General features: G+C 46.7%; 23 protein-coding genes. 20 read left to right on the forward strand and 3 right to left on the reverse strand.

Going from position 1 to position 18,490, the window contains the following annotated elements; translation table 11 throughout:
- The first annotated feature begins 261 nt into the window (after window positions 1-261).
- The 3 genes from ACFVRY_RS27200 to aspA all read left to right on the forward strand — a co-directional run bounded on the left by ACFVRY_RS27200 (window position 262) and on the right by aspA (window position 2,833).
- Window positions 262-930 (forward strand): hypothetical protein, encoded by a 669-nt coding sequence (locus ACFVRY_RS27200; protein WP_387503432.1) that lies wholly within the window; start codon window positions 262-264, stop codon window positions 928-930.
- Between the two features lie 79 nt (window positions 931-1,009).
- Window positions 1,010-1,204 (forward strand): hypothetical protein, encoded by a 195-nt coding sequence (locus ACFVRY_RS27205; RefSeq protein WP_387503433.1) that lies wholly within the window; start codon window positions 1,010-1,012, stop codon window positions 1,202-1,204.
- A 204-nt stretch (window positions 1,205-1,408) separates the two neighbouring features.
- A complete protein-coding gene (gene aspA / locus ACFVRY_RS27210; protein WP_066361931.1) occupies window positions 1,409-2,833 on the forward strand; it encodes an aspartate ammonia-lyase in 1,425 nt (474 codons plus the stop codon).
- 91 nt (window positions 2,834-2,924) lie between these two features.
- Here aspA and ACFVRY_RS27215 read toward each other — a convergent pair whose 3' ends face one another.
- Window positions 2,925-3,713, reverse strand: coding sequence for an amidohydrolase family protein (locus tag ACFVRY_RS27215; protein ID WP_387503434.1), 789 nt, complete (start codon window positions 3,711-3,713; stop codon window positions 2,925-2,927).
- Between the two features lie 123 nt (window positions 3,714-3,836).
- Between ACFVRY_RS27215 and ACFVRY_RS27220 the strand changes: the two genes are divergently transcribed.
- Together ACFVRY_RS27220 and fumC are read left to right on the forward strand one after the other, a co-directional pair.
- Window positions 3,837-4,163, forward strand: a complete 327-nt coding sequence (locus ACFVRY_RS27220) for a winged helix-turn-helix transcriptional regulator (RefSeq protein WP_387503435.1) — start codon at window positions 3,837-3,839, stop codon at window positions 4,161-4,163.
- 35 nt (window positions 4,164-4,198) lie between these two features.
- On the forward strand, window positions 4,199-5,575 hold the full coding sequence (gene fumC / locus ACFVRY_RS27225) for a class II fumarate hydratase (protein WP_387503436.1): 1,377 nt from the start codon (window positions 4,199-4,201) through the stop codon (window positions 5,573-5,575).
- Between the two features lie 86 nt (window positions 5,576-5,661).
- Here the strand turns inward: fumC and ACFVRY_RS27230 are convergent, their stop codons facing one another.
- The gene (locus tag ACFVRY_RS27230; RefSeq protein WP_387503437.1) at window positions 5,662-6,483 is read right to left on the reverse strand and encodes a DUF2785 domain-containing protein; all 822 of its coding nucleotides are present in this window, start codon (window positions 6,481-6,483) and stop codon (window positions 5,662-5,664) included.
- A 123-nt stretch (window positions 6,484-6,606) separates the two neighbouring features.
- On the opposite strand from ACFVRY_RS27230, the gene ACFVRY_RS27235 reads away from it, so the two are divergent.
- The 11 genes from ACFVRY_RS27235 (at window position 6,607) to ybaK (ending at window position 13,173) form a co-directional block, all read left to right on the forward strand.
- Window positions 6,607-6,783 (forward strand): hypothetical protein, encoded by a 177-nt coding sequence (locus ACFVRY_RS27235; protein ID WP_387503438.1) that lies wholly within the window; start codon window positions 6,607-6,609, stop codon window positions 6,781-6,783.
- Window positions 6,784-6,813: 30 nt separating this feature from the next.
- Window positions 6,814-7,335: a hypothetical protein gene (locus ACFVRY_RS27240; RefSeq protein WP_387503439.1), complete on the forward strand. Its 522-nt coding sequence runs from the start codon at window positions 6,814-6,816 to the stop codon at window positions 7,333-7,335.
- Between the two features lie 69 nt (window positions 7,336-7,404).
- Complete coding sequence (locus ACFVRY_RS27245) at window positions 7,405-7,869, forward strand: hypothetical protein (protein ID WP_387503440.1); 465 nt, start codon at window positions 7,405-7,407, stop codon at window positions 7,867-7,869.
- Window positions 7,870-8,246: 377 nt separating this feature from the next.
- A complete protein-coding gene (locus tag ACFVRY_RS27250) occupies window positions 8,247-8,537 on the forward strand; it encodes a DUF2087 domain-containing protein (protein WP_387503441.1) in 291 nt (96 codons plus the stop codon).
- Between the two features lie 52 nt (window positions 8,538-8,589).
- Window positions 8,590-8,760: a hypothetical protein gene (locus ACFVRY_RS27255; protein WP_387503442.1), complete on the forward strand. Its 171-nt coding sequence runs from the start codon at window positions 8,590-8,592 to the stop codon at window positions 8,758-8,760.
- A 272-nt stretch (window positions 8,761-9,032) separates the two neighbouring features.
- Window positions 9,033-9,686, forward strand: coding sequence for a bifunctional transcriptional activator/DNA repair enzyme AdaA (locus tag ACFVRY_RS27260; RefSeq protein WP_387503479.1), 654 nt, complete (start codon window positions 9,033-9,035; stop codon window positions 9,684-9,686).
- Window positions 9,679-10,212 carry a methylated-DNA--[protein]-cysteine S-methyltransferase gene (locus ACFVRY_RS27265; protein ID WP_387503443.1) on the forward strand — a complete coding sequence of 178 codons (534 nt, stop codon included), beginning with the start codon at window positions 9,679-9,681 and terminating at the stop codon, window positions 10,210-10,212. Before ACFVRY_RS27260 ends, ACFVRY_RS27265 begins: the two co-directional genes overlap by 8 nt.
- Window positions 10,213-10,291: 79 nt before the next feature.
- Window positions 10,292-10,966, forward strand: coding sequence for a hypothetical protein (locus ACFVRY_RS27270; protein WP_387503445.1), 675 nt, complete (start codon window positions 10,292-10,294; stop codon window positions 10,964-10,966).
- A gap of 499 nt (window positions 10,967-11,465) precedes the next feature.
- Window positions 11,466-11,717: a YolD-like family protein gene (locus tag ACFVRY_RS27275; RefSeq protein WP_066361912.1), complete on the forward strand. Its 252-nt coding sequence runs from the start codon at window positions 11,466-11,468 to the stop codon at window positions 11,715-11,717.
- Between the two features lie 107 nt (window positions 11,718-11,824).
- Window positions 11,825-12,643, forward strand: coding sequence for an SPL family radical SAM protein (locus ACFVRY_RS27280; protein WP_387503446.1), 819 nt, complete (start codon window positions 11,825-11,827; stop codon window positions 12,641-12,643).
- A 56-nt stretch (window positions 12,644-12,699) separates the two neighbouring features.
- Window positions 12,700-13,173 carry a Cys-tRNA(Pro) deacylase gene (ybaK, locus tag ACFVRY_RS27285; protein ID WP_387503480.1) on the forward strand — a complete coding sequence of 158 codons (474 nt, stop codon included), beginning with the start codon at window positions 12,700-12,702 and terminating at the stop codon, window positions 13,171-13,173.
- Between the two features lie 4 nt (window positions 13,174-13,177).
- Here the strand turns inward: ybaK and ACFVRY_RS27290 are convergent, their stop codons facing one another.
- A complete protein-coding gene (locus tag ACFVRY_RS27290) occupies window positions 13,178-13,492 on the reverse strand; it encodes a winged helix-turn-helix transcriptional regulator (protein ID WP_387503447.1) in 315 nt (104 codons plus the stop codon).
- Between the two features lie 196 nt (window positions 13,493-13,688).
- Between ACFVRY_RS27290 and zwf the strand changes: the two genes are divergently transcribed.
- The 4 genes from zwf (at window position 13,689) to ACFVRY_RS27310 (ending at window position 18,469) form a co-directional block, all read left to right on the forward strand.
- The gene (zwf, locus tag ACFVRY_RS27295) at window positions 13,689-15,200 is read left to right on the forward strand and encodes a glucose-6-phosphate dehydrogenase (RefSeq protein ID WP_387503448.1); all 1,512 of its coding nucleotides are present in this window, start codon (window positions 13,689-13,691) and stop codon (window positions 15,198-15,200) included.
- A gap of 105 nt (window positions 15,201-15,305) precedes the next feature.
- A complete protein-coding gene (gene gnd, locus ACFVRY_RS27300) occupies window positions 15,306-16,205 on the forward strand; it encodes a phosphogluconate dehydrogenase (NAD(+)-dependent, decarboxylating) (RefSeq protein WP_387503449.1) in 900 nt (299 codons plus the stop codon).
- 208 nt (window positions 16,206-16,413) lie between these two features.
- Window positions 16,414-17,097, forward strand: coding sequence for a response regulator transcription factor (locus ACFVRY_RS27305; RefSeq protein ID WP_387503450.1), 684 nt, complete (start codon window positions 16,414-16,416; stop codon window positions 17,095-17,097).
- On the forward strand, window positions 17,090-18,469 hold the full coding sequence (locus ACFVRY_RS27310; RefSeq protein ID WP_387503451.1) for a HAMP domain-containing sensor histidine kinase: 1,380 nt from the start codon (window positions 17,090-17,092) through the stop codon (window positions 18,467-18,469). The genes ACFVRY_RS27305 and ACFVRY_RS27310 overlap by 8 nt, the downstream gene beginning before the upstream one ends.
- The last annotated feature ends 21 nt before the right edge of the window (window positions 18,470-18,490 follow it).

The following is an 18,490-nucleotide window of genomic DNA, read 5'->3' on the forward strand; positions in this document are numbered from 1 at the left end:
TTTACGTTCATTTATCAAGTAATAATACCTTTTAGGTTCATTTGTTTGATGTTGGACAATGGGATAGGGGAAGAACTATTGACAATCTTTCGTAGCGCTGTTATTTTTAACGCATAGTTATTAAAATGTCTTTATAAAGTTACTTTATATATTCTAAAGATGATTATAATGAACTGCCATTACAAGATTATTTAGAGTCCTTTTGAATGCAGCATGGTCAGTAGTTGTATATGGATGAAGATAAAGGAGGTCCTGGAATATATGCTATCACACAACTGCAACGATAACGGAGAGGAGCAATCGGGGTGGACGGAAGAGGATTGGCATTGTTGGCGAGAGCATGGATATTTTCTGCTGCGGCGGGCCGTCCCGAAATTTTATATTCTGCGTCTTCTTTCCTTGATGCCAACTGAAGCTGACAGACAAACGGCCTTATGGAATAAGGATCTATCAGCAATTCGATCTCATCCGTACATGTGGGATATTCTGCTGCGTTACAGGGTATATGAAGCTTTTTCCGGACTGTGGAAGCAGCCGGGATTATGGTTGAATCTCGAAGGGTTGAGAATTAGGGGGGGAGAGGCACAGCGATGTTCCGTGCAGAGTCCGAAAATAGAGGGTTGTATTTCTTTGAACGCCCAGCAGTTGAAGTTTTATTATGCTGACCACTCTGGCAGAAGGCTTGAAATAGCTTTGGAGGTGGGGGATTTACTGATATATGCCAGTGAGAAGCTGGAATTGGTTAGTCAGACTGCGGATCTGCTGCCAGTGACCATGGTTCCAGTGAACATGGTTCCATTGCATGATAGTGATGAGGATAGCAGGCGCGGGCGGATTCTGTTTTGGAAAGAGATTGATCAATCAGGACAACACGGAAGGGTAGTTCTTAACGAACTGGGTGAACGATTGCTGGGATTGTCCCCCTGGTGATCTGGCTGAATAGAGTGTTTTGAAAGCGAATGTCTTTTAGGCTGAGAAAGCCAGATTGAAAATTATGGAGGGAACGACGATGTGGATACTAACAGGAATAGTGCTCTTGATCGTACTGTGTGGTTCGGTACTGGGGCTGGCGGCGATACCGATCAAGATGCATCAGCGGCAGATGCCACTTGTCGCTAAGGGCGACAAAGGAAATAACACAGCTGATAGAACAGCCGAGGGGCGAGATCCCTTTCATTCACTATTTGATGTTTATGGGGCTTGACGCACTTGTACCGTAAAAGAAGCTCTCCTTAGGCACACTTTTTCCTCGCAGCATTCCAATTTTCATAATCTTTATTGTATATAGGTGGAGACAATACTTAAAATAAAAGGTATTATCCTAGTAGGCAATAGGGAAATATAGGATGAACTGTCGCCTTGGACTATGGCCTAAACTATAAAGAAAACGAATGCGGAGGAATGAACGGTGTCAGAGACTGAATTTCGCGTGGAAAAAGACTTTCTGGGCAGTAAACAGGTAGAAAAGCACGCCTATTACGGTATTCAGACGCTGCGTGCGGTCGAGAATTTTCCGATTACCGGCTATCGGGTGCATGGTGAATTAATCAAAGCGATGGGGATCGTGAAGAAAGCCGCAGCACTGGCCAATATGGAAGTGGGCCGACTGTACAAAGGACTCGGAGAAGTGATTGTACAAGCCGCAGGGGAGATCATTGATGGCGGTTGGCATGACCAATTTATTGTGGACCCTATTCAGGGAGGCGCGGGTACTTCATTGAACATGAATGCCAACGAGGTGATCGCTAACCGTGCTCTGGAGCTGCTGGGCAAGGAGAAGGGTGATTATCTGCAGCTCAGCCCGAACTCCCATGTTAACATGGCTCAGTCTACGAATGACGCCTTCCCTACGGCGATACATATTGCCACACTGTCACTGCTGGAACAACTGCTGGCCACCATGCGGAGTATGCATGAAGTATTTCTGCAGAAAGCCCAGGAGTTCGATCCGGTGATCAAAATGGGTCGTACACATCTCCAGGATGCTGTACCGATCCGTCTCGGCCAGGAATTCGAAGCCTACAGCAGAGTGCTGGAGCGCGACATCAAGCGCATCGAGCATTCCCGGCATCATTTATATGAAGTGAACATGGGGGCAACAGCGGTGGGCACCGGGCTGAATGCCGATCCTGATTATATCGTGCAGGTGGTCCGTCATTTGGCCGAGATCAGCGGCTTCCCGCTTGTGACTGCAGACCATCTGGTGGATGCCACCCAGAATACAGATGCATACACAGAAGTGTCGGCGACACTGAAGGTGTGCATGATGAACATGTCCAAAATCGCCAATGATCTGCGGCTGATGGCCTCTGGTCCGCGTTCCGGATTCAACGAAATCTCGCTTCCAGCTCGTCAGCCCGGCTCCTCGATCATGCCGGGCAAGGTCAATCCGGTTATGGCAGAGGTTATCAATCAGGTCGCCTTCCAGGTTATTGGAAACGATCACACGATTTGTCTGGCCTCCCAAGCGGGACAATTGGAGCTGAACGTTATGGAGCCCGTGTTGGTCTTCAACCTGATCCAGTCCATTAGCATTATGAACAACTCGTTCCGGGTCTTCACGGATTATTGTCTGGCTGGAATTGAAGCGAACAAGGAGAAGCTGGAGCAGGAAGTGGAGCGCAGTGTCGGCATTATCACCGCCGTCAATCCGCACCTGGGTTATGAGGTCGTCTCCCGAATTGCACGTGAGGCCATCTTGACCGGGGAATCTGTACGGGAACTGTGTCTTAAGTACAATGTACTGACTGAAGAAGAGCTGAACATGATCCTTGATCCTTATGAAATGACCCATCCGGGAATTGCGGGAGCATCGCTGCTGCATAGAGAGTAGAATTTGCCGAAAAGCGAAAGTACGGACAGCAGCGCAGCGGAACATCGAGGCGGCAAACGTTCCTCTTTCGCTTTTTCGGCGTTATGGGGTATTAAAGTCGGAGCAGCGTAGCTATATTTCCGCCCATGACAGCTTCAGCTATATGGCGGTCCTTGGCGACTTTCCTCATCGCGTCTATGGACAGTTGTAAGTCACCATAAGGCAGATCGACCCCGAAAAGGCATTTATTTGGCAGCTCGTTGACAGCGGTCTTGAGGATGAGTGTTGAGTAGTACGCGGAGGTGTCAAGGTACAAGTTGGGAATCTCTCGCACAAGCTCGATCGTGTGCAACCAGTGGACACCGCCCAGATGCCCGATAATCACCGGAACATCATGATACCGGCGCGCCAGCTCGGCAATCTCGCGGATGTCTGATCGTACCAGCGGGTGAAAAGCGTGAATCCAGATCGGCAGACCTCCAAGGTGTCTGGAAGCTTCGAACACAGAAGTTAATGCACCGATCCCGCCGCTGGGCAGTGTGAATTCTCCAAATCCGGCGCAGCATTCAGGGATCGTAATCTTTTCTATATGCTGTAGCGTGTCCTCCAGGCTTAAGCCTACTGGAATAGAAGCAAAGCCAATGAACCGGGAGGGATGCTGCGAAACGACCTGGTGTAACTCCTGTATAGCCTGATGCCTGGCGTCAATTAACGTATTTCTGCGGCCGGACAGAATTTCATCTAATACAAGCATCTCTTTCTTGATGTCTGCGGCGTTATTCGCTTTCTCAGGATGAATCAGGGTGGAGAACAGAATGGTTTTATCAACGCCTGCCTGATTCATCCACTCAATATGAGACTCTACAGGTAAAATAACATGGGAATGACCGTCAATCATCATGATTTCTTCATCCTTTGCCGACCAGATTTGAGTTTACGGCTCGCCTCTCATTATAATGAGCCTGTAGAGATTGAACAGAGTGTACTTTTAAGTAAGATACTCACCTGAAGGAAAGTGAAGAGTATGCCAGAGAAGTTGTGTTATGTGAGCAACAAGGAGCCGTTCGAGTATACGCTTGGTATTATAAGCGGCAAGTGGAAGATGAAGAACATCTATCTGCTGTCTTGCAGTGGTACGGTGAGGTATGGTGTTCTCATGAAAAATATAGACGGGATTACTCACAAAATGCTCAGTACCCAACTCGATGAGCTGGAGGCAGAGGAGATCATTGCCCGTGTGGAATACCCGCAGATTCCGCCCAAGGTGGAATACTCCCTCACCCGCAAAGGTGAGAGTCTGATCCCGATTGTTACAGCAATGTGCGAATGGGGGGCCCAGCAGCGATCTTGATGCACAGGTTTCTATTCTAAAAAAGAGGTGACGGCATGGATTATCGTACAGAAAGGGATACACTTGGAGAAGTGCAGGTACCAGCAGATAAATACTGGGGTGCTCAGACACAGCGCAGCCTACAGAATTTTAAAATCGGTAGCGAAAAAATGCCCCGCGCCCTAATCTATGCACTGGCGCTGATCAAGAAAGCGGCGGCACAGGCCAACGCGGAGCTTGGCGTGTTGGACACTACCAAGACGCAAGCGATTGTACAGGCGGCGGACGAGATTCTGGCCGGCAACTTTGACGAACATTTTCCACTTGCGGTGTGGCAGACGGGCAGCGGTACTCAGACTAATATGAACGTTAATGAGGTTATCGCCCGCCGGGGGAATGAAATTCTGATGTCCAGCGGGGCTTCGGTCTTGATTCATCCCAATGATGATGTGAACAAAAGCCAAAGTTCCAATGATACTTTCCCTACAGCGATGCACATTGCCGCATATCTTGCCGTAGAGCGGCAGGTGCTTCCTGCGATCCGGCAGCTAGCGGCTACGTTAAATGGAAAAGCGGAATCGTTCAAAGACCTTATCAAGATCGGGCGGACTCATCTGCAGGATGCAACCCCCATCACCCTTGGTCAAGAAATCAGCGCCTGGGTGGCTATGCTCGAGAAGTGCGAGCAGTTCATTGAAGTCAGCTCGAAGTCGCTGCTGGAGCTGGCGATCGGCGGAACCGCAGTGGGCACAGGCATCAATGCCCACCCAGAGTTTGGTGACAGGGCAGCGGCAGGGATTGCCGCAGAGCTGTCCGGCGAATTTACTTCCGCCGCCAACAAGTTCCATGCACTGACGAGCCACGATCAACTCGTGCATGTGCATGGCGCATTGAAGGCGTTGTCCGGCGATCTTATGAAGATCGCCAACGATGTCCGCTGGCTGGCGAGCGGCCCGCGCAGCGGCATCGGCGAGATCAGCATCCCGGAGAATGAGCCGGGCAGCTCCATTATGCCGGGTAAGGTCAACCCGACACAGAGTGAAGCGATGACGATGGTGGTGTGTCAGGTATTCGGCAACGATGTGACCATTGGTATGGCTTCCAGTCAGGGGAATTTCCAGCTGAATGTGTTCAAGCCGGTTATCATTCACAGCTTCCTGCAATCGTGCCAGCTTCTCGCCGACACGATGATTTCGTTTGACGAGCATTGTGCGCGCGGAATCGAACCTAATGTGATCACGATTGAACGGAATCTGCATCATTCCCTGATGCTGGTCACCGCACTGAATCCGCATATCGGCTATGAGAATGCGGCTAAGATCGCCAAGCTTGCGCACAAAGAAGGGCTTACCCTTAAGGAAGCCGCCGTGCAACTGAATCTGCTGACCGAAGAGCAGTTTGACAGCATGGTCAAACCGGAGGATATGATTTAACATAGATCACTCTATCAGACTTCTGATTAAGAAAATTAAATTTACTGTGAAAAGTGAGGGTGCTTTTTCCCTCGCTTTTTTCATGATTAGGAATAGCCTACTTGTTCTACTTTATATAATGTATGCTCAATCGTTGGGCAGAGATCGGCATCTGCTTTGTGAGATTTAACTCGAAAGTATAAACTTTCCAAAAAGTTCTTTATATTATTTTTTTGCTTAGAGGTAGAAAGAAATTCCGAGTTGTTCTTCACATCACCAAAACGTTGAATCCATTGCTCCACCTCAGTCTGACTAAGCAATTTTCTATTTAAAATACTAATAATGGAATTTACCATTCTCTTATCCTCCCCATCAGAGTAAATCCGATCGGTTATGGTTATCTTGTCGTAAACCAAATCGAGGATGGTTAGGAGGTCATTTTTATCCAGTTCAGAACACTGAGCCAGATCGTCTAAAGCATCTGCTGCATGGGCCATGGCATGAGCCCGGCCTTTTTCTTGGTCATACCCTCGGTAATCCCGCTCTTCTTGTACATTGTAAAATACTTTCTCTTTTATCTGATGAATTTGCTCTCTTGAGAGAAATGGTGATTCTCTATGCCGTATGAGGAAGAGCGGTATGACAAGCATAGAGAAAGATCGAGTAAAAACAGAGTCTGTATATGTGTCACCAAGCTTAAACAGCAAATGGTTGTTATCCAAAACAATGGGGAGAATTTGTTCTAGTTCGTTCGCAGTTAAAGCATTACTTGGAATCCAATGTGATAAGGTTGTATAAATTAGTCCATCACGTAGCTCAGCATCCAAAGCACCGATGTTATGTATCATTTCTTGTACCAACTGGAATGTATCGGGAGGTGCTTGGTAAGCATTTTCTTTTATTAGCATCAATTTTTCTTTTAAGTTCATTTTACACACTCCGTATAGGAATTTTTCCAAACGACTTTTAAGAGTTTTTACTGATTATGCGGCCTTATTCTTAGCCTTTCTTTTCTTAATTATAAGGTACAGATGTTAATAGGTGGAATATTTTTGATTTTATTGATTGCCCGGAAGCTACATACTTCCTATAATGAGTACAAACTGGGAAGAAATCTGCTGGCAATCCCGTTTGATGAGATCAGCCCTGAGCATGAAGGATACAATGAGATTGCTGGAAATTTTCTGTTTAAAGTGGCTAAGGAGCGGGAGATTGACCCGCGGTTGTAATCATAACTAAGTTAATGATTAGGGAGAATTATGAGTACTATATATATCCATGTTCGGCATTGGTTATTTTGGTATGATGTTTATGGTTTTTGTGGAAAAAGCAATAATGACGAAATTACCCTGTTTAGGGATGAGAACAAAAATGATTTTTTAGGCTATTTTGATCTCTCAACCGAGGCTGGTCTTCTGGGAGTGCAAAATGAACTTGATCTGTCGGATGAAGGTAATAAAGAGTTTTACGATGAAATTAATCAGTTCATTCAAGGTGATCATACCATAGCTTATAGTTATATTTATCCAAGGGACGAGGAGGATCTGACAGATCAAGTGGATCACTTCGCTCCAACTAATCACAAGGGACATAAGCCGGTTTATATCTATATGTGGTCAAAATTATCAAAGCACTGGGATGTTTCCGAGATCGAGAAAAGCGTCAAAATCCTCGCTAAATATTTTTTAAGTATGGAAATACAGGCGATAGTGTGGCTGGAAGTTCCGACTTACGAAGAAGCTCAGATCTCATATGAGCAGGATTACGCCCCTTATATCTAAAGTAAGTAAAAGATTACGCAAAAGTAAACCTCAAACATGTAAAGCTTACTACCGAAATGAGGAATTGACTTGCTAAACAGTATCGAAGTTAGAAAAATGAAAAGTCTGTACTGCGAAGACGAACACTTTTGTATCGTAATTGATAATATTCCACTAGATATTTTACTGCACACAAGCTACCCAGAAGATGAGTTTCAAGGGTTGATTCCCACTATATTAGATTGGGTAGATGAACCTAGAGAGCGGTCATTTTTATTGAGTCGTTATCATTCAATGCAACAGGTTGAGATGCTCCCGATATTGATGTGTCCGGATGATTGTGACTTATCTTGTACATTAATCATTGCTGAAGTAGTGAGAATGGATGATATGACAGTTAAATGGAATAGGATTGGTCGTGACCGGAGTACAAGAAAAGACATGATTGATAGTTATGAATGCATAGGAACAAGTGTTGAATGGCTTGGAAAAATACCGAGTATGAGGTTCAACCAATCAGAGTATCATGCTCAATTAAATAAGCTATTAGGATGATATCGAATGGCGTGCCAAAAGGCACGTCATTTTAATTGTTATTCATAATTTTGCACCAAAATTGAACCCTCTCATTTATATGATCAAGTCAGACACAATGTAAATGAATTTCTACTGCATCTTCATCATCAGGCGATCACCACTGAACGGTGGAGAGAATGTACCATATAAGCGTTAAACGGCGATAGACTGAGGAGGTTGATCCTTATATTCGGATTTTGAAATAATGTCATGTACGGCCTTGAGATGTGCCACTCGAAAAAAGGGGGGGGTTACTCCAAATGGGGATTGTTGACAAGAAAATGATATTTAATTAGTATCTAATTAGATAATTGACTAATTTGCGGGTATACAATCGCAAGAAAGGAGCATTCCACATGAGCGATCAAGATCAAGCATTTAAAGCGTCCGTTATACGCAACTTCTCCACAGCCGATGGACGGTTACAGAGCATTCCTGTACAGCGCAAGAAGAAGCTTATTATCCTGGAGTACCTGATTTTCAAGCTGGAGCCGGGACGTCCATATCCCGAGAAGGAAATAAATATGTTTATCAAAGGCTTTCATGAGGATTTTGCCACGATCCGCAGGGAATTTATTGTGCACGGATTCATGACCCGGGAGAACGAGGTGTATATGTTGGCCCCGCAGGACGACTGGGCGACATAGAGAGGGATTAGCCGTAGGCTGTTATAGTAGCGCAAGTTTAATAGGGAATTCCATGAGCGTAGAGAAGAGGGGCGGCTGGTACGTGCCGTTCTTCGGCTTCATTATGTTTGTTGCACTCGGTGTCGATAACAGCATCTTCCTGATGCCCCTTACCGTGAGAACCCATCAAACAGGGCGCAAGCGATTGTGGAAGCCTACAGGCACATCGGCAGTTAGGCGGTAAGCAAGCGGAGGAATAAGAGTTAGGTTATATGTGAGGTGTCCAAGTGGTCATGTTCATGACTATGGAGGCACCTCTTTTTTGCTCCGGCAGGAGTTTCACTATCTTGCTATTGTATTCCAAAATGCGTACAGACAGGTCTGGATAGGGGTATACTGTCAATAGAGGTGAGTGGAATGAAGAGCGGCATCAATAGCAGAACTGAGGGTAAAGTGAAGAGCAAGACTGAGAGAGGGACCGAGAATGAGAGGGTGAGCAAAGCTGTGAGCGGAACCATGCGTAAAATGGAGAGCCCAGCCGATAGCCAGACCGAGCACAAAATGGATGAGCTATTGACGGAAGAGAAATGGCAAGCCATTCTGTCTAATAACTCAGCGTGCGATGGCACTTTCTTCTATGCTGTGCGCACCACGGGCATCTTTTGTCGTCCATCCTGCAAATCGAAAGCCCCGAAGCGTGAGAATGTCGCTGTCTTCGCGGTAGCGGGGCAGGCGCTGGCTGCCGGATTCCGCCCCTGCAAACGTTGTAAGCCCACCGGGGAGCGGCTGCCGGATGCAGAATGGGTTGAACTTATGACCCGATATATGGATAATCACCTAGCTGAACCTGTAACTCTTGGGCATCTGGCCGAGGTATGCCATGGCAGTCCCTATCATTTGCACCGGACGTTCAAGAAGGTCACGGGTACCACCCCGGTGGATTATCTCCAGCAACAGAGGGTGGCTAAGGCCAAGCAATATCTACTTCATACGGAGCAAGGGGTAGCTGAGATCGGGCTGAGCGTTGGTCTACCCAACACCTCTTATTTTATAACCCTGTTCAAGAGAAAAACGGGCTACACGCCCTCTCAATTTCGCCAGCTTTACAAGTCAGAGACACAAGCTGGGGAAGAGTATATATCAACCAAGGAGGCATCCACATATGAGTAAAGAGACTTGTCCAGTTATCTATTGGACGTTGCTGGATTATAAAGAATGGCATTTTTATATCGCTGCTACAGAGAAGGGACTCTGTTATATGGGCTCCCAGGGGAAGCCATTCAGTGAGACGAGCACATGGGCCGCACGCCGGTTTCCGGGCAGTCCGCTCATAGAGGATGAGGCTCGGATGCGGCAATATGCAACCGAGATAAAAGAATATCTGGACGGGCAGCGGCAGGACTTTGTCTCTCCACAGGATCTGATTGGCACTCCCTTTCAGCTCGATGTATGGCGTGCACTATGCGAAATACCTTATGGAAGTACCTGGTCCTATTCGGATATTGCTGAGCATATCGGCCGTCCGTCCGCAGTACGTGCAGTGGGGACTGCGATTGGGGCCAACCCGGTACTGATTACAGTACCGTGCCACCGGGTGATCGGCAAGAATGGTAGTCTCACCGGCTTCCGGGGTGGACTGGAGATGAAGAAGCGGTTGCTAGAACTGGAGCAGGGGAAAGTTTCTCTTACCAAGTAACATAGAAATAATTTACACAATGTCCCATATCAATTATACTTCTAGTGTGTTTGTTAACTAGAGGATAAATTACAAATAAATGAGATGGGGATGGGATTTGAAAAAAGTGATAGTGTGTCTTTTTAGTGTAATCATGGTATTTGTCTTCGCCGGGTGTTCAAAGGGCACTCCGAAAGATTTTCGTGAAGCATCATGGGGATCAACTTTAGATAAAGTGATAGCTGGAGAAAAGAAAAAGGGAAATGAGAATCCCAAAGTTGAAGTGGATGGTAATAATACGACAGTCACATATAAAGGCATCATTGTTTCCGGAAAGAAAGCAGAAGCTAATTATAGTTTTGTAAATCAATTAGATAAGCCTCAAATGATACAGTTCTTGACTATATTTCCTGAAATGAAAGAGTTATTGAATAAATATCAAAGAAAAACTATTCCAATTGAAGAAATCTCCAAATTAGAAGAAAAATACGAAGCTGAGTTTAATATGCTTCCAGATTTTTTACCGTTAGACGAATACCGCCTAGAAAGTGCAAAGTATACATTTAGTGAATTAGACGCAGAAGAAGCGAAACAAATGATCAATGAATTAACCAAAAAATACGGAAAACCCGTGGTCGAAAAAGAGAATGCTATTGCGTGGGGAACTAACCGGGGTTCTATAAGCTTTTATCAGAATAAGTATGTGTTTTATCAATCTAGCTATGAGATAATGAATTCTTATATCAAGAAAAATCAGAGTAAAGGTAATCTTTAGCTGGGCGTGAGTTCGGTACTGTACTGGACTCACGCCTTTTAGTTTTACCTAATGAAAATGCTCAGTTATTAACTGTTATTTCTTTATAAAGCATTTAAATAATAGGTTTATTGCGTAAAGAAGTATTAGTATATTTGATCTTGAACCTCTTTTAAGCCTCAATATGACTTATCACCCACTTCTCCTACGTTACTAATAAAATTGATTAATATACTCTCTAAGTTCAGTCAGGTCTATATAATGAGGCAGTTTTGAAGCGAAAGACCCTAAGGTTGACGGGAGGATGCCAAGGCTTTAACCTATATAATAGTAGTAAGCACTAAAAAGGTTGTGATTGTGTGAATTACTTCTAGTAATCACCAAAAAATTACGAGTTCTCTTTTCATCACCTTAGAGTACTCGCTAAAATTATCTCGATGATATACAAGGGCGAGTACAAACGATATCCATTTATACGGCATAACACATGGAAATAAACTTAACTTATTGGAGGAACAGCGTGGCAAAAGCAAAGGTAGCAAAACGGCCAACGAGGGACGAGTTCGTGCTGGAGGAGCTCGGCAATCAGCTGGCAGAAGCCAAAATGGAAGAATCAGAAATTCTTTTGACCGTATGGGGGCAGGAAGAGCAGGTACGTGGTGTTATTGTAGACATGGACTCTCGAACTGGTAAAGTGCATCTCAGCTATCATGAGACTCTTATAAAAGTGCCTTTTATGGATATTATGCAAATCAATTATCCCAGGGACTAATACTCATGACTCGAACCCCAATTCTGCGATTGGGGTTCTTTACTGCCATGTGATATTTTTTTCGTGTCGAATAATCGAATATATGTATAAAATGCGAGGTGAACAGGATGGCTACGGAGCTTTTGTACAAGCAGCCTAAGACGCTGCTGAATAAAGGAACGGGCTTTCTGTCGGGTTATAGCCATTCCTTGAATCCATACACGGGTTGTTCTTTTGCTTGCTCATATTGTTATGTGCGCCAAATGCCGGTCTCGATCTTCCGTAAGGAAGACTGGGGCACCTGGGTGGACATCAAGCAGGGAGCCGCGGAGCTTTTACGCAAGGAACTGCTCCGAGCAAAGGCGAAGGGACCCGTCACTATTTTCATGTCCTCCAGTACAGATCCTTATCAGCCAGTTGAATACAAAGAACAGGTCACACGGTCGCTACTTGAGGTTATGGTGCAGGAACAGCCAGACTTTCTGCTACTGCAGACACGGAGTCCGCTTGTGCGGCGGGATATGGATTTGCTAAAGGAACTGGGGGATCACGTTAGAGTAAGCATGACGGTGGAGACCGATTTGGATGTGATTCGTAAGCGGTTTACACCGGCAGCACCACCGATTGGTGCTCGGCTTAAGACGTTGGAGTTGCTCAAGGAGGCAGGCATTCCCACACAAGTCGCAATTGCTCCGGTGCTTCCGAGTAGTCCCGCATTCCCGGAAAAGCTGAAAGAAGTGGTGGATCGGGTGTGTGTGGATGATTATTTTATGGGAGACGGCAGTGGGGGAAAACGTACACGGAATCTGGGGATTTACTCCTTATATGAAGAATCGAAGCTGCAGGAGTGGTACGACCCGTCTGCCTGGCGCATTGTGTATGAGCGGATGAAGTCGGTATTTTCCGAGAATGGGCTATATGTAAGCCAGGAAGGCTTCGAACCTTGATGGATCACAGGTGCAGGCGGTAAGATGTAAGGTAACAGAAGGAAAGGTTGATGATGATGCAAGCGGGTAAAACTAATGCCATGCGAATCCTCGACGCGCAGAAGATTTCGTATGAGGTGTTTACTTATGATCCTGAGGATGGGCAGATCCACGGTACGGCAGTAGCGGAGAAGATCGGTCAGCCTGCGGAGCAGGTCTTTAAGACCCTGGTATCGCATAGCGGACCTCATCTGTATGTGTTCGTGATCCCTGTGGGCGAGGAATTGGACTTGAAGAAGGCTGCCAAAGCTGCCGGGGAGAAAAAGATCGAAATGCTGCCAATGAAGGATTTGCTAAAGTGGACAGGCTATATCCGCGGCGGTTGCTCGCCGGTCGGCATGAAGAAGCTCTACCCCACCTTTATAGATGTAAGTGCTGAAACGGTGGAGACGATGGCGGTCAGTGCCGGAAGAGTGGGTACACAGATAGGAGTGGTCCCGCAGCAATTGGCTAACACGGTGTCCGCTGTTTTTGTGGAACTTGTTAAATAGGCTTTTACAGCCATTTCATCCCCCAGGCTTCTACGTGGAATAAGGCGGTTCCAAGTTCTCTTCCCTGTTCTGTCAAAGTATATTCCGTGCGGACAGGTCGCTCCGGGATGACATGGCGCTTCAGAATGCCGGATTCTTCAAGCTCCTTCAGTCGTTCATTCAGCATGCGTTTGCTGAGGACAGGGATAATGGCGTTCAACTCGTTGAACCGTTTCGGTCCTTCCATAAGTACATGGACGATCAGATTCACCCATTTTTTCCCGATGATATGGTAAGCACTTTCGACTTTGGTGTGTAATGGCTTGGGAGGCTCTTTCATTAGTTGGCTTCATCCTTTTAATGGTTATTATTAATATCTTTCTTACTATAACATAGTATAGTGAAATGAATAACTTCTGTAAATGTCGAAATGATGTTGACGAATGGACATTATCGTCGTATGATGTGTGATATAAAAGTTAAGAAGTAATTAATAGTAACCTCATAAATATATATTAACAACAGGAGGAATTAAAGTGGAATCATCAACTTTTGTGCTATTTGGCGCTACCGGAGACTTGGCAAAACGGAAAATTTATCCCGCTTTATATAACCTGTTCTTAGATGGTAAAATATCGACACCTTTATCCGTAATCGGACTCGGCAGACGGGAACTGTCAAATGAAGCGTTTCAGGCGCAGGTATTGAATTCCCTTCAAACCTTCTCCAGAAAACCGGCGGAAGATTCCGAAAAGCTGCGGACATTCATCCAGGCCTTTGAATATACGGTGCTGGACGTGGGCCGTCCGGAAGACTATGTGAAGCTGCTGGGACATGTCAAGGCTCGGGAGGAGGCGCTAGGGATTCCTGAGAACCGCATGTTCTACCTGTCCGTTGGTCCTGAATTCTTCGGTGAAATTGCCGCGAACATCAATTCCAGCGGTCTTGGCTCGACAGAGGGTTGGAAGCGCCTGGTGATTGAGAAACCGTTCGGTACGGATTTGGCATCGGCGAGAGTGCTGAATGAGAGCCTTTCGGCTGCTTTTAAAGAAGAAGAAATCTTCCGTATTGACCACTTCCTGGGCAAGCCGATGGTGCAGAATCTGGAAGTGCTTAAATATTCGAACCCAGTGCTGAGAGCTCTTTGGAAAAACCGTTATATCGCTAATGTGCAAATTACAGCGAGCGAAACGGTTGGGGTAGAAGAACGGGCTGGTTATTACGACAAATCAGGCGCGCTACGGGATATGTTCCAGAATCACATGCTCCAGCTGTTGATGATGACAGCCATGCAGCTTCCTAAAGGCAGTACGCCAGAAGATGTCAGCAACAAGAAGCGGTATGTGATGGAGTCGCTCCGTCCGTTGATGAAAGAGGATCTTGCGCGTGATGTTGTGCTGGGACAATATGCAGCCGGAGAAATCAAGGGCAACCCCGTGCCAGGCTATCTGAACGAACCGGGAATCGACTCCAGCTCGCGGAACGAGACCTACATTGCTGCCCGCCTTTGGATTGAAGACCCGATGTGGAATGAAGTTCCGATCTATATTCGGACCGGGAAGCGTATGAAAGAGAAGTCCACGCGAATTGTCATTGAATTCAAAGAACCACTTAATGATTATAACAATCTGAATAAAGGGAACACTGACCCTAACCTGTTGATTATTGATATCAGTCCGAATGAAGCGATTACTCTGCAGCTCAACACTAAAGATCCGCTTCGTACTGGCAAGCTGGAGCCTGTCCGCATCAATTATCAGCTAGGTAACCCGGAAATTCCGGAATCTTACGAGAACCTCATCTTCGACGCGCTGCGCGGCGACTCGACCTTCTTTGCCCATTGGGATGAAGTGGAATTGTCCTGGCAGTGGGTTCAGCCGATCCAAGAAGCGATGGAAGCAGGAATTCTTCCACTGCACAGCTATGCTGCTGGCTCTCACGGCCCTGCTGCGGCAGCTGAGCTGCTTGGCGATGACCACTGGTGGCTGGACGAGAATGAAGAACCGGAGGCTCAAGAGATTCAATCCGTACCGGCTGGTGTTCTGTAATCTCTAAATGCATCCAGGGGCTTCGGCCTCTGGATGTTCTTTTTCTATACACCTTTAAAAGGAAGTATTTGGACCATACATGATCATACACAGGAGGGAATTTAGATGAAAGTAGGATTAATTGGACTTGGGAAAATGGGTTTCAACCTTGGACAGAATCTGCTGGAGCACGGACATGAGGTAGCAGCGTTTGACCTAAATACACCAGCTGTGGAAGAGATGATAAAGAATGGTGCGGAAGGTGCAGCAAGTCTGGCAGAGCTTGTGGACAAACTACAACAGCCGCGCATTCTCTGGATCATGGTCCCTCATCCGGTCGTGGACAATGTGATCGCTGAATTGACTCCGCTGTTATCACAAGGTGATATCGTCATTGAAGCAGGGAACTCCCATTACAAACAGTCCATTAGCCGTTATGAGGCCCTGCGTCAGCATGGCATCAGCTTCATGGATGCTGGTACCTCGGGTGGGATGGAAGGTGCGCGAAACGGCGCCTGTTACATGATTGGTGGCGATCCGGAAGCATGGGCAATTGTCGAGCCGCTGTTCCGGGATACTTCCGTGGAGAACGGATACCTTTATGCCGGCAAATCCGGCAGCGGACATTTTCTGAAGATGGTGCATAACGGGATTGAATACGGGATGATGGCTGCCATCGGGGAAGGCTTCGAGGTTCTGGAGAAAAGCGGATTTGATTTCAACTTTGAACAGGTGGCTCGGGTATGGAACAATGGCTCCGTCATCCGTTCTTGGTTGATGGAGCTAGTGGAACGCGCCTTCTCCAAGGATGCCAAGCTGGAAGAGATCAAAGGCGTGATGCATTCCTCTGGTGAAGGTCGTTGGACGCTGGAAACTGCCTTTGATCTTCAGGCTGCTACACCGGTTATCGCTATGTCGCTCTTGATGCGTTACCGTTCGCTGGAGACCGATACCTTTACGGGCAAGGTGGTTGCGGCACTGCGCAACGAGTTCGGTGGTCATGCCGTAGAATCCCAGGATAAATAAATCGGCGATTCCTCCATCGGGTATCTTTTCCACAATCCGCGGATACTTTTCCTTGCAGCCGCCCTTGGAGAAACAATGATGACCTTACTCCATTTAAAATCCAAATGTGCGTTGGGTTGTAATGTTCCGTTCACTTTCAGTACAAATTAGGCCGATATACTAAAGTGATGATTTTCAGGGAAAACAATTGACTGAGGTGTGGTACAGCGTGACAACAATTATGGTGGCGGATGATGAGGCGCATATTCGGGAATTGGTTAGCCTTTTTCTGAAGGATGAAGGTATGGAAATTATAGAGGCAAGCAATGGCGCGGACGCCTGGAGCTATTACGAGAAACATGATGTCGATCTCGTAATTATAGATATTATGATGCCCGGTATGGATGGATGGGAACTGTGCAGACGGATCCGGGAGGCTGGGGACAGACCGGTCCTGATGATCACAGCTAAAGGTGAACCTGCCGACAAAATCAAGGGCTTTCGCCTTGGCACCGACGATTATCTGGTTAAGCCATTTGATCCGATGGAGATGGTCATGCGGGTTAAGGCGCTGCTGAAGCGATACGGCATTTCCACATCCCATACTATCAAGCTGGGTAGCATTACGTTAGACAAGAGGGGTTATCATGTCCTGCATGGCGCTACCGGTCAGTTGACTACGTTGCCGCTTAAGGAATTCGAGGTCCTGTGGAAGCTGGCAAGTTACCCGGGTCAAATCTTCACCCGTGATATGCTGATCCGCCAGATTTGGGGCTATGAGTATCTTGGAGATGAACGAACTGTAGATACACATATCAAACGGCTGCGGGACCGGTTCCAGCCGCATAGCGGAGATTTCCGAATTGTTACGCTGCGAGGTGTAGGTTACCGGTTGGAGGTTCTGCATGATTAAGTCGCTGTATGTACGGGTGGTACTGACCTTTTTGGGGGCTGTTATCCTGAGTATTTTCACAGCATCGCTATTGATAAATCACATATATATAGGACAAATCAAGAAAGCGTTACAGGATCACATGATATCCAGCGGGAAAATGATGATCAAGGCTTATGAGAAGGCAGAGGGAGGAGGAGACCTGGATTACCTGATGACAGGGATATCCTCCCTCCCGCAATATGCTGTACATATGTACGACAGCAAGGGGAATATACTGTATGTGAGCAATGAAGTTCAACAACGGCAGTTGGAGCTGGAAGCGGCCCATGTTCCGGAGGTTCTGCATGGGGGTGTTTTTCGCAGTGGAATTAATAAAGGCGAGGGCGGTATGACGGTCGGCCTTCCGCTGACTGTGAATGGCTCTCCCGGCGCATTATTCATCACACCAGAGGTCAATGAACTGGTGGGCATGATCGGGGGGTTCTTGAAAACCCAACTTCTCTTTATTCTGGGCTTCGGCAGTCTGTTCATTCTGATTGCGGCCAGGTATATTGTTCAGCCGCTCCGGCGGTTGACCCGTGCGACCCGGAGAATGTCCAGGGGAGATTTCAGTGTCAGTCTCAGCAGCAAGCGCAGTGATGAGATCGGCCAACTGACCCAAAGCTTTAATGTCATGGCCCGAGAATTGGGTATGCTCGAAGAAAACCGCAAGCGATTTGTTTCGGATGTATCCCATGAAATTCAATCTCCGTTGACATCAATTAAGGGGTTCACGCAGGCGCTTAAATACAAGCAGCTTGATGAACAGACCCGTATGCGGCTGCTGGATATCATTGAGGCTGAGAGCGACCGCCTGTCCAGGTTGAGTGGTGATTTACTGCAGTTATCGACGCTGGAATACGAGCATATGCAGCTGTCCCCGGGAAAGTTCTCACTGGATGAGCAGCTTCGTCAAGTGGTAATTGCTCTGGAACCTCAGTGGTCCGCCAAGGAGATGACGGTCAATCTGGATGTGCTTCCCGTAACCATCGAAGCGGATGAAGACCGGTTGAGTCAAATCTGGAGTAATTTGCTAAGCAACAGTATCAAACATACGAACAATGGAGGAACCATTGACATTAAAGTCTCTTTAAGTAGTGAACAGGTGGTGGTGGAGATCGCTGACACCGGATCAGGGATTCCTGAGGAGGAACTCCATCATATTTTCAAACCCTTCTATAAAGTGGATAAATCCAGAGAACGGAAAGTTGGCGGTAGCGGCCTCGGGTTATCCATCGTCAAGCGAATTGTCGACCTGCATAAGGGTCAAATTGAAGTCGCTAGTACACCGGGAAAAGGAACGACTGTATCTGTTCAACTCCCCCAATTCTACTACAAGCCCGAATTGTAATCCTCAGTTCACATTGAGGAC

The sequence above is a fragment of the Paenibacillus sp. NPDC057934 genome, from assembly GCF_042887565.1.
Lineage (GTDB): Bacteria > Bacillota > Bacilli > Paenibacillales > Paenibacillaceae > Paenibacillus_AQ.

Bases quoted from the DNA above. Each gene is read 5' to 3' on its own strand.
- ACFVRY_RS27220 (WP_387503435.1), top strand. From the start codon at position 3,837: ATGCCAGAGAAGTTGTGTTATGTGAGCAACAAGGAGCCGTTCGAGTAT.
- ACFVRY_RS27280 (WP_387503446.1), top strand. From the start codon at position 11,825: ATGGCTACGGAGCTTTTGTACAAGCAGCCTAAGACGCTGCTGAATAAA.
- ACFVRY_RS27255 (WP_387503442.1), top strand. From the start codon at position 8,590: ATGAGCGTAGAGAAGAGGGGCGGCTGGTACGTGCCGTTCTTCGGCTTC.
- ACFVRY_RS27250 (WP_387503441.1), top strand. From the start codon at position 8,247: ATGAGCGATCAAGATCAAGCATTTAAAGCGTCCGTTATACGCAACTTC.
- ACFVRY_RS27240 (WP_387503439.1), top strand. From the start codon at position 6,814: ATGAGTACTATATATATCCATGTTCGGCATTGGTTATTTTGGTATGAT.
- ybaK (WP_387503480.1), top strand. From the start codon at position 12,700: ATGCAAGCGGGTAAAACTAATGCCATGCGAATCCTCGACGCGCAGAAG.
- ACFVRY_RS27260 (WP_387503479.1), top strand. From the start codon at position 9,033: ATGCGTAAAATGGAGAGCCCAGCCGATAGCCAGACCGAGCACAAAATG.
- ACFVRY_RS27230 (WP_387503437.1), bottom strand. From the start codon at position 6,483: ATGAACTTAAAAGAAAAATTGATGCTAATAAAAGAAAATGCTTACCAA.
- ACFVRY_RS27290 (WP_387503447.1), bottom strand. From the start codon at position 13,492: ATGAAAGAGCCTCCCAAGCCATTACACACCAAAGTCGAAAGTGCTTAC.
- gnd (WP_387503449.1), top strand. From the start codon at position 15,306: ATGAAAGTAGGATTAATTGGACTTGGGAAAATGGGTTTCAACCTTGGA.
- ACFVRY_RS27200 (WP_387503432.1), top strand. From the start codon at position 262: ATGCTATCACACAACTGCAACGATAACGGAGAGGAGCAATCGGGGTGG.
- fumC (WP_387503436.1), top strand. From the start codon at position 4,199: ATGGATTATCGTACAGAAAGGGATACACTTGGAGAAGTGCAGGTACCA.
- ACFVRY_RS27205 (WP_387503433.1), top strand. From the start codon at position 1,010: ATGTGGATACTAACAGGAATAGTGCTCTTGATCGTACTGTGTGGTTCG.
- ACFVRY_RS27310 (WP_387503451.1), top strand. From the start codon at position 17,090: ATGATTAAGTCGCTGTATGTACGGGTGGTACTGACCTTTTTGGGGGCT.
- ACFVRY_RS27270 (WP_387503445.1), top strand. From the start codon at position 10,292: ATGAGATGGGGATGGGATTTGAAAAAAGTGATAGTGTGTCTTTTTAGT.
- ACFVRY_RS27265 (WP_387503443.1), top strand. From the start codon at position 9,679: ATGAGTAAAGAGACTTGTCCAGTTATCTATTGGACGTTGCTGGATTAT.
- ACFVRY_RS27215 (WP_387503434.1), bottom strand. From the start codon at position 3,713: ATGATGATTGACGGTCATTCCCATGTTATTTTACCTGTAGAGTCTCAT.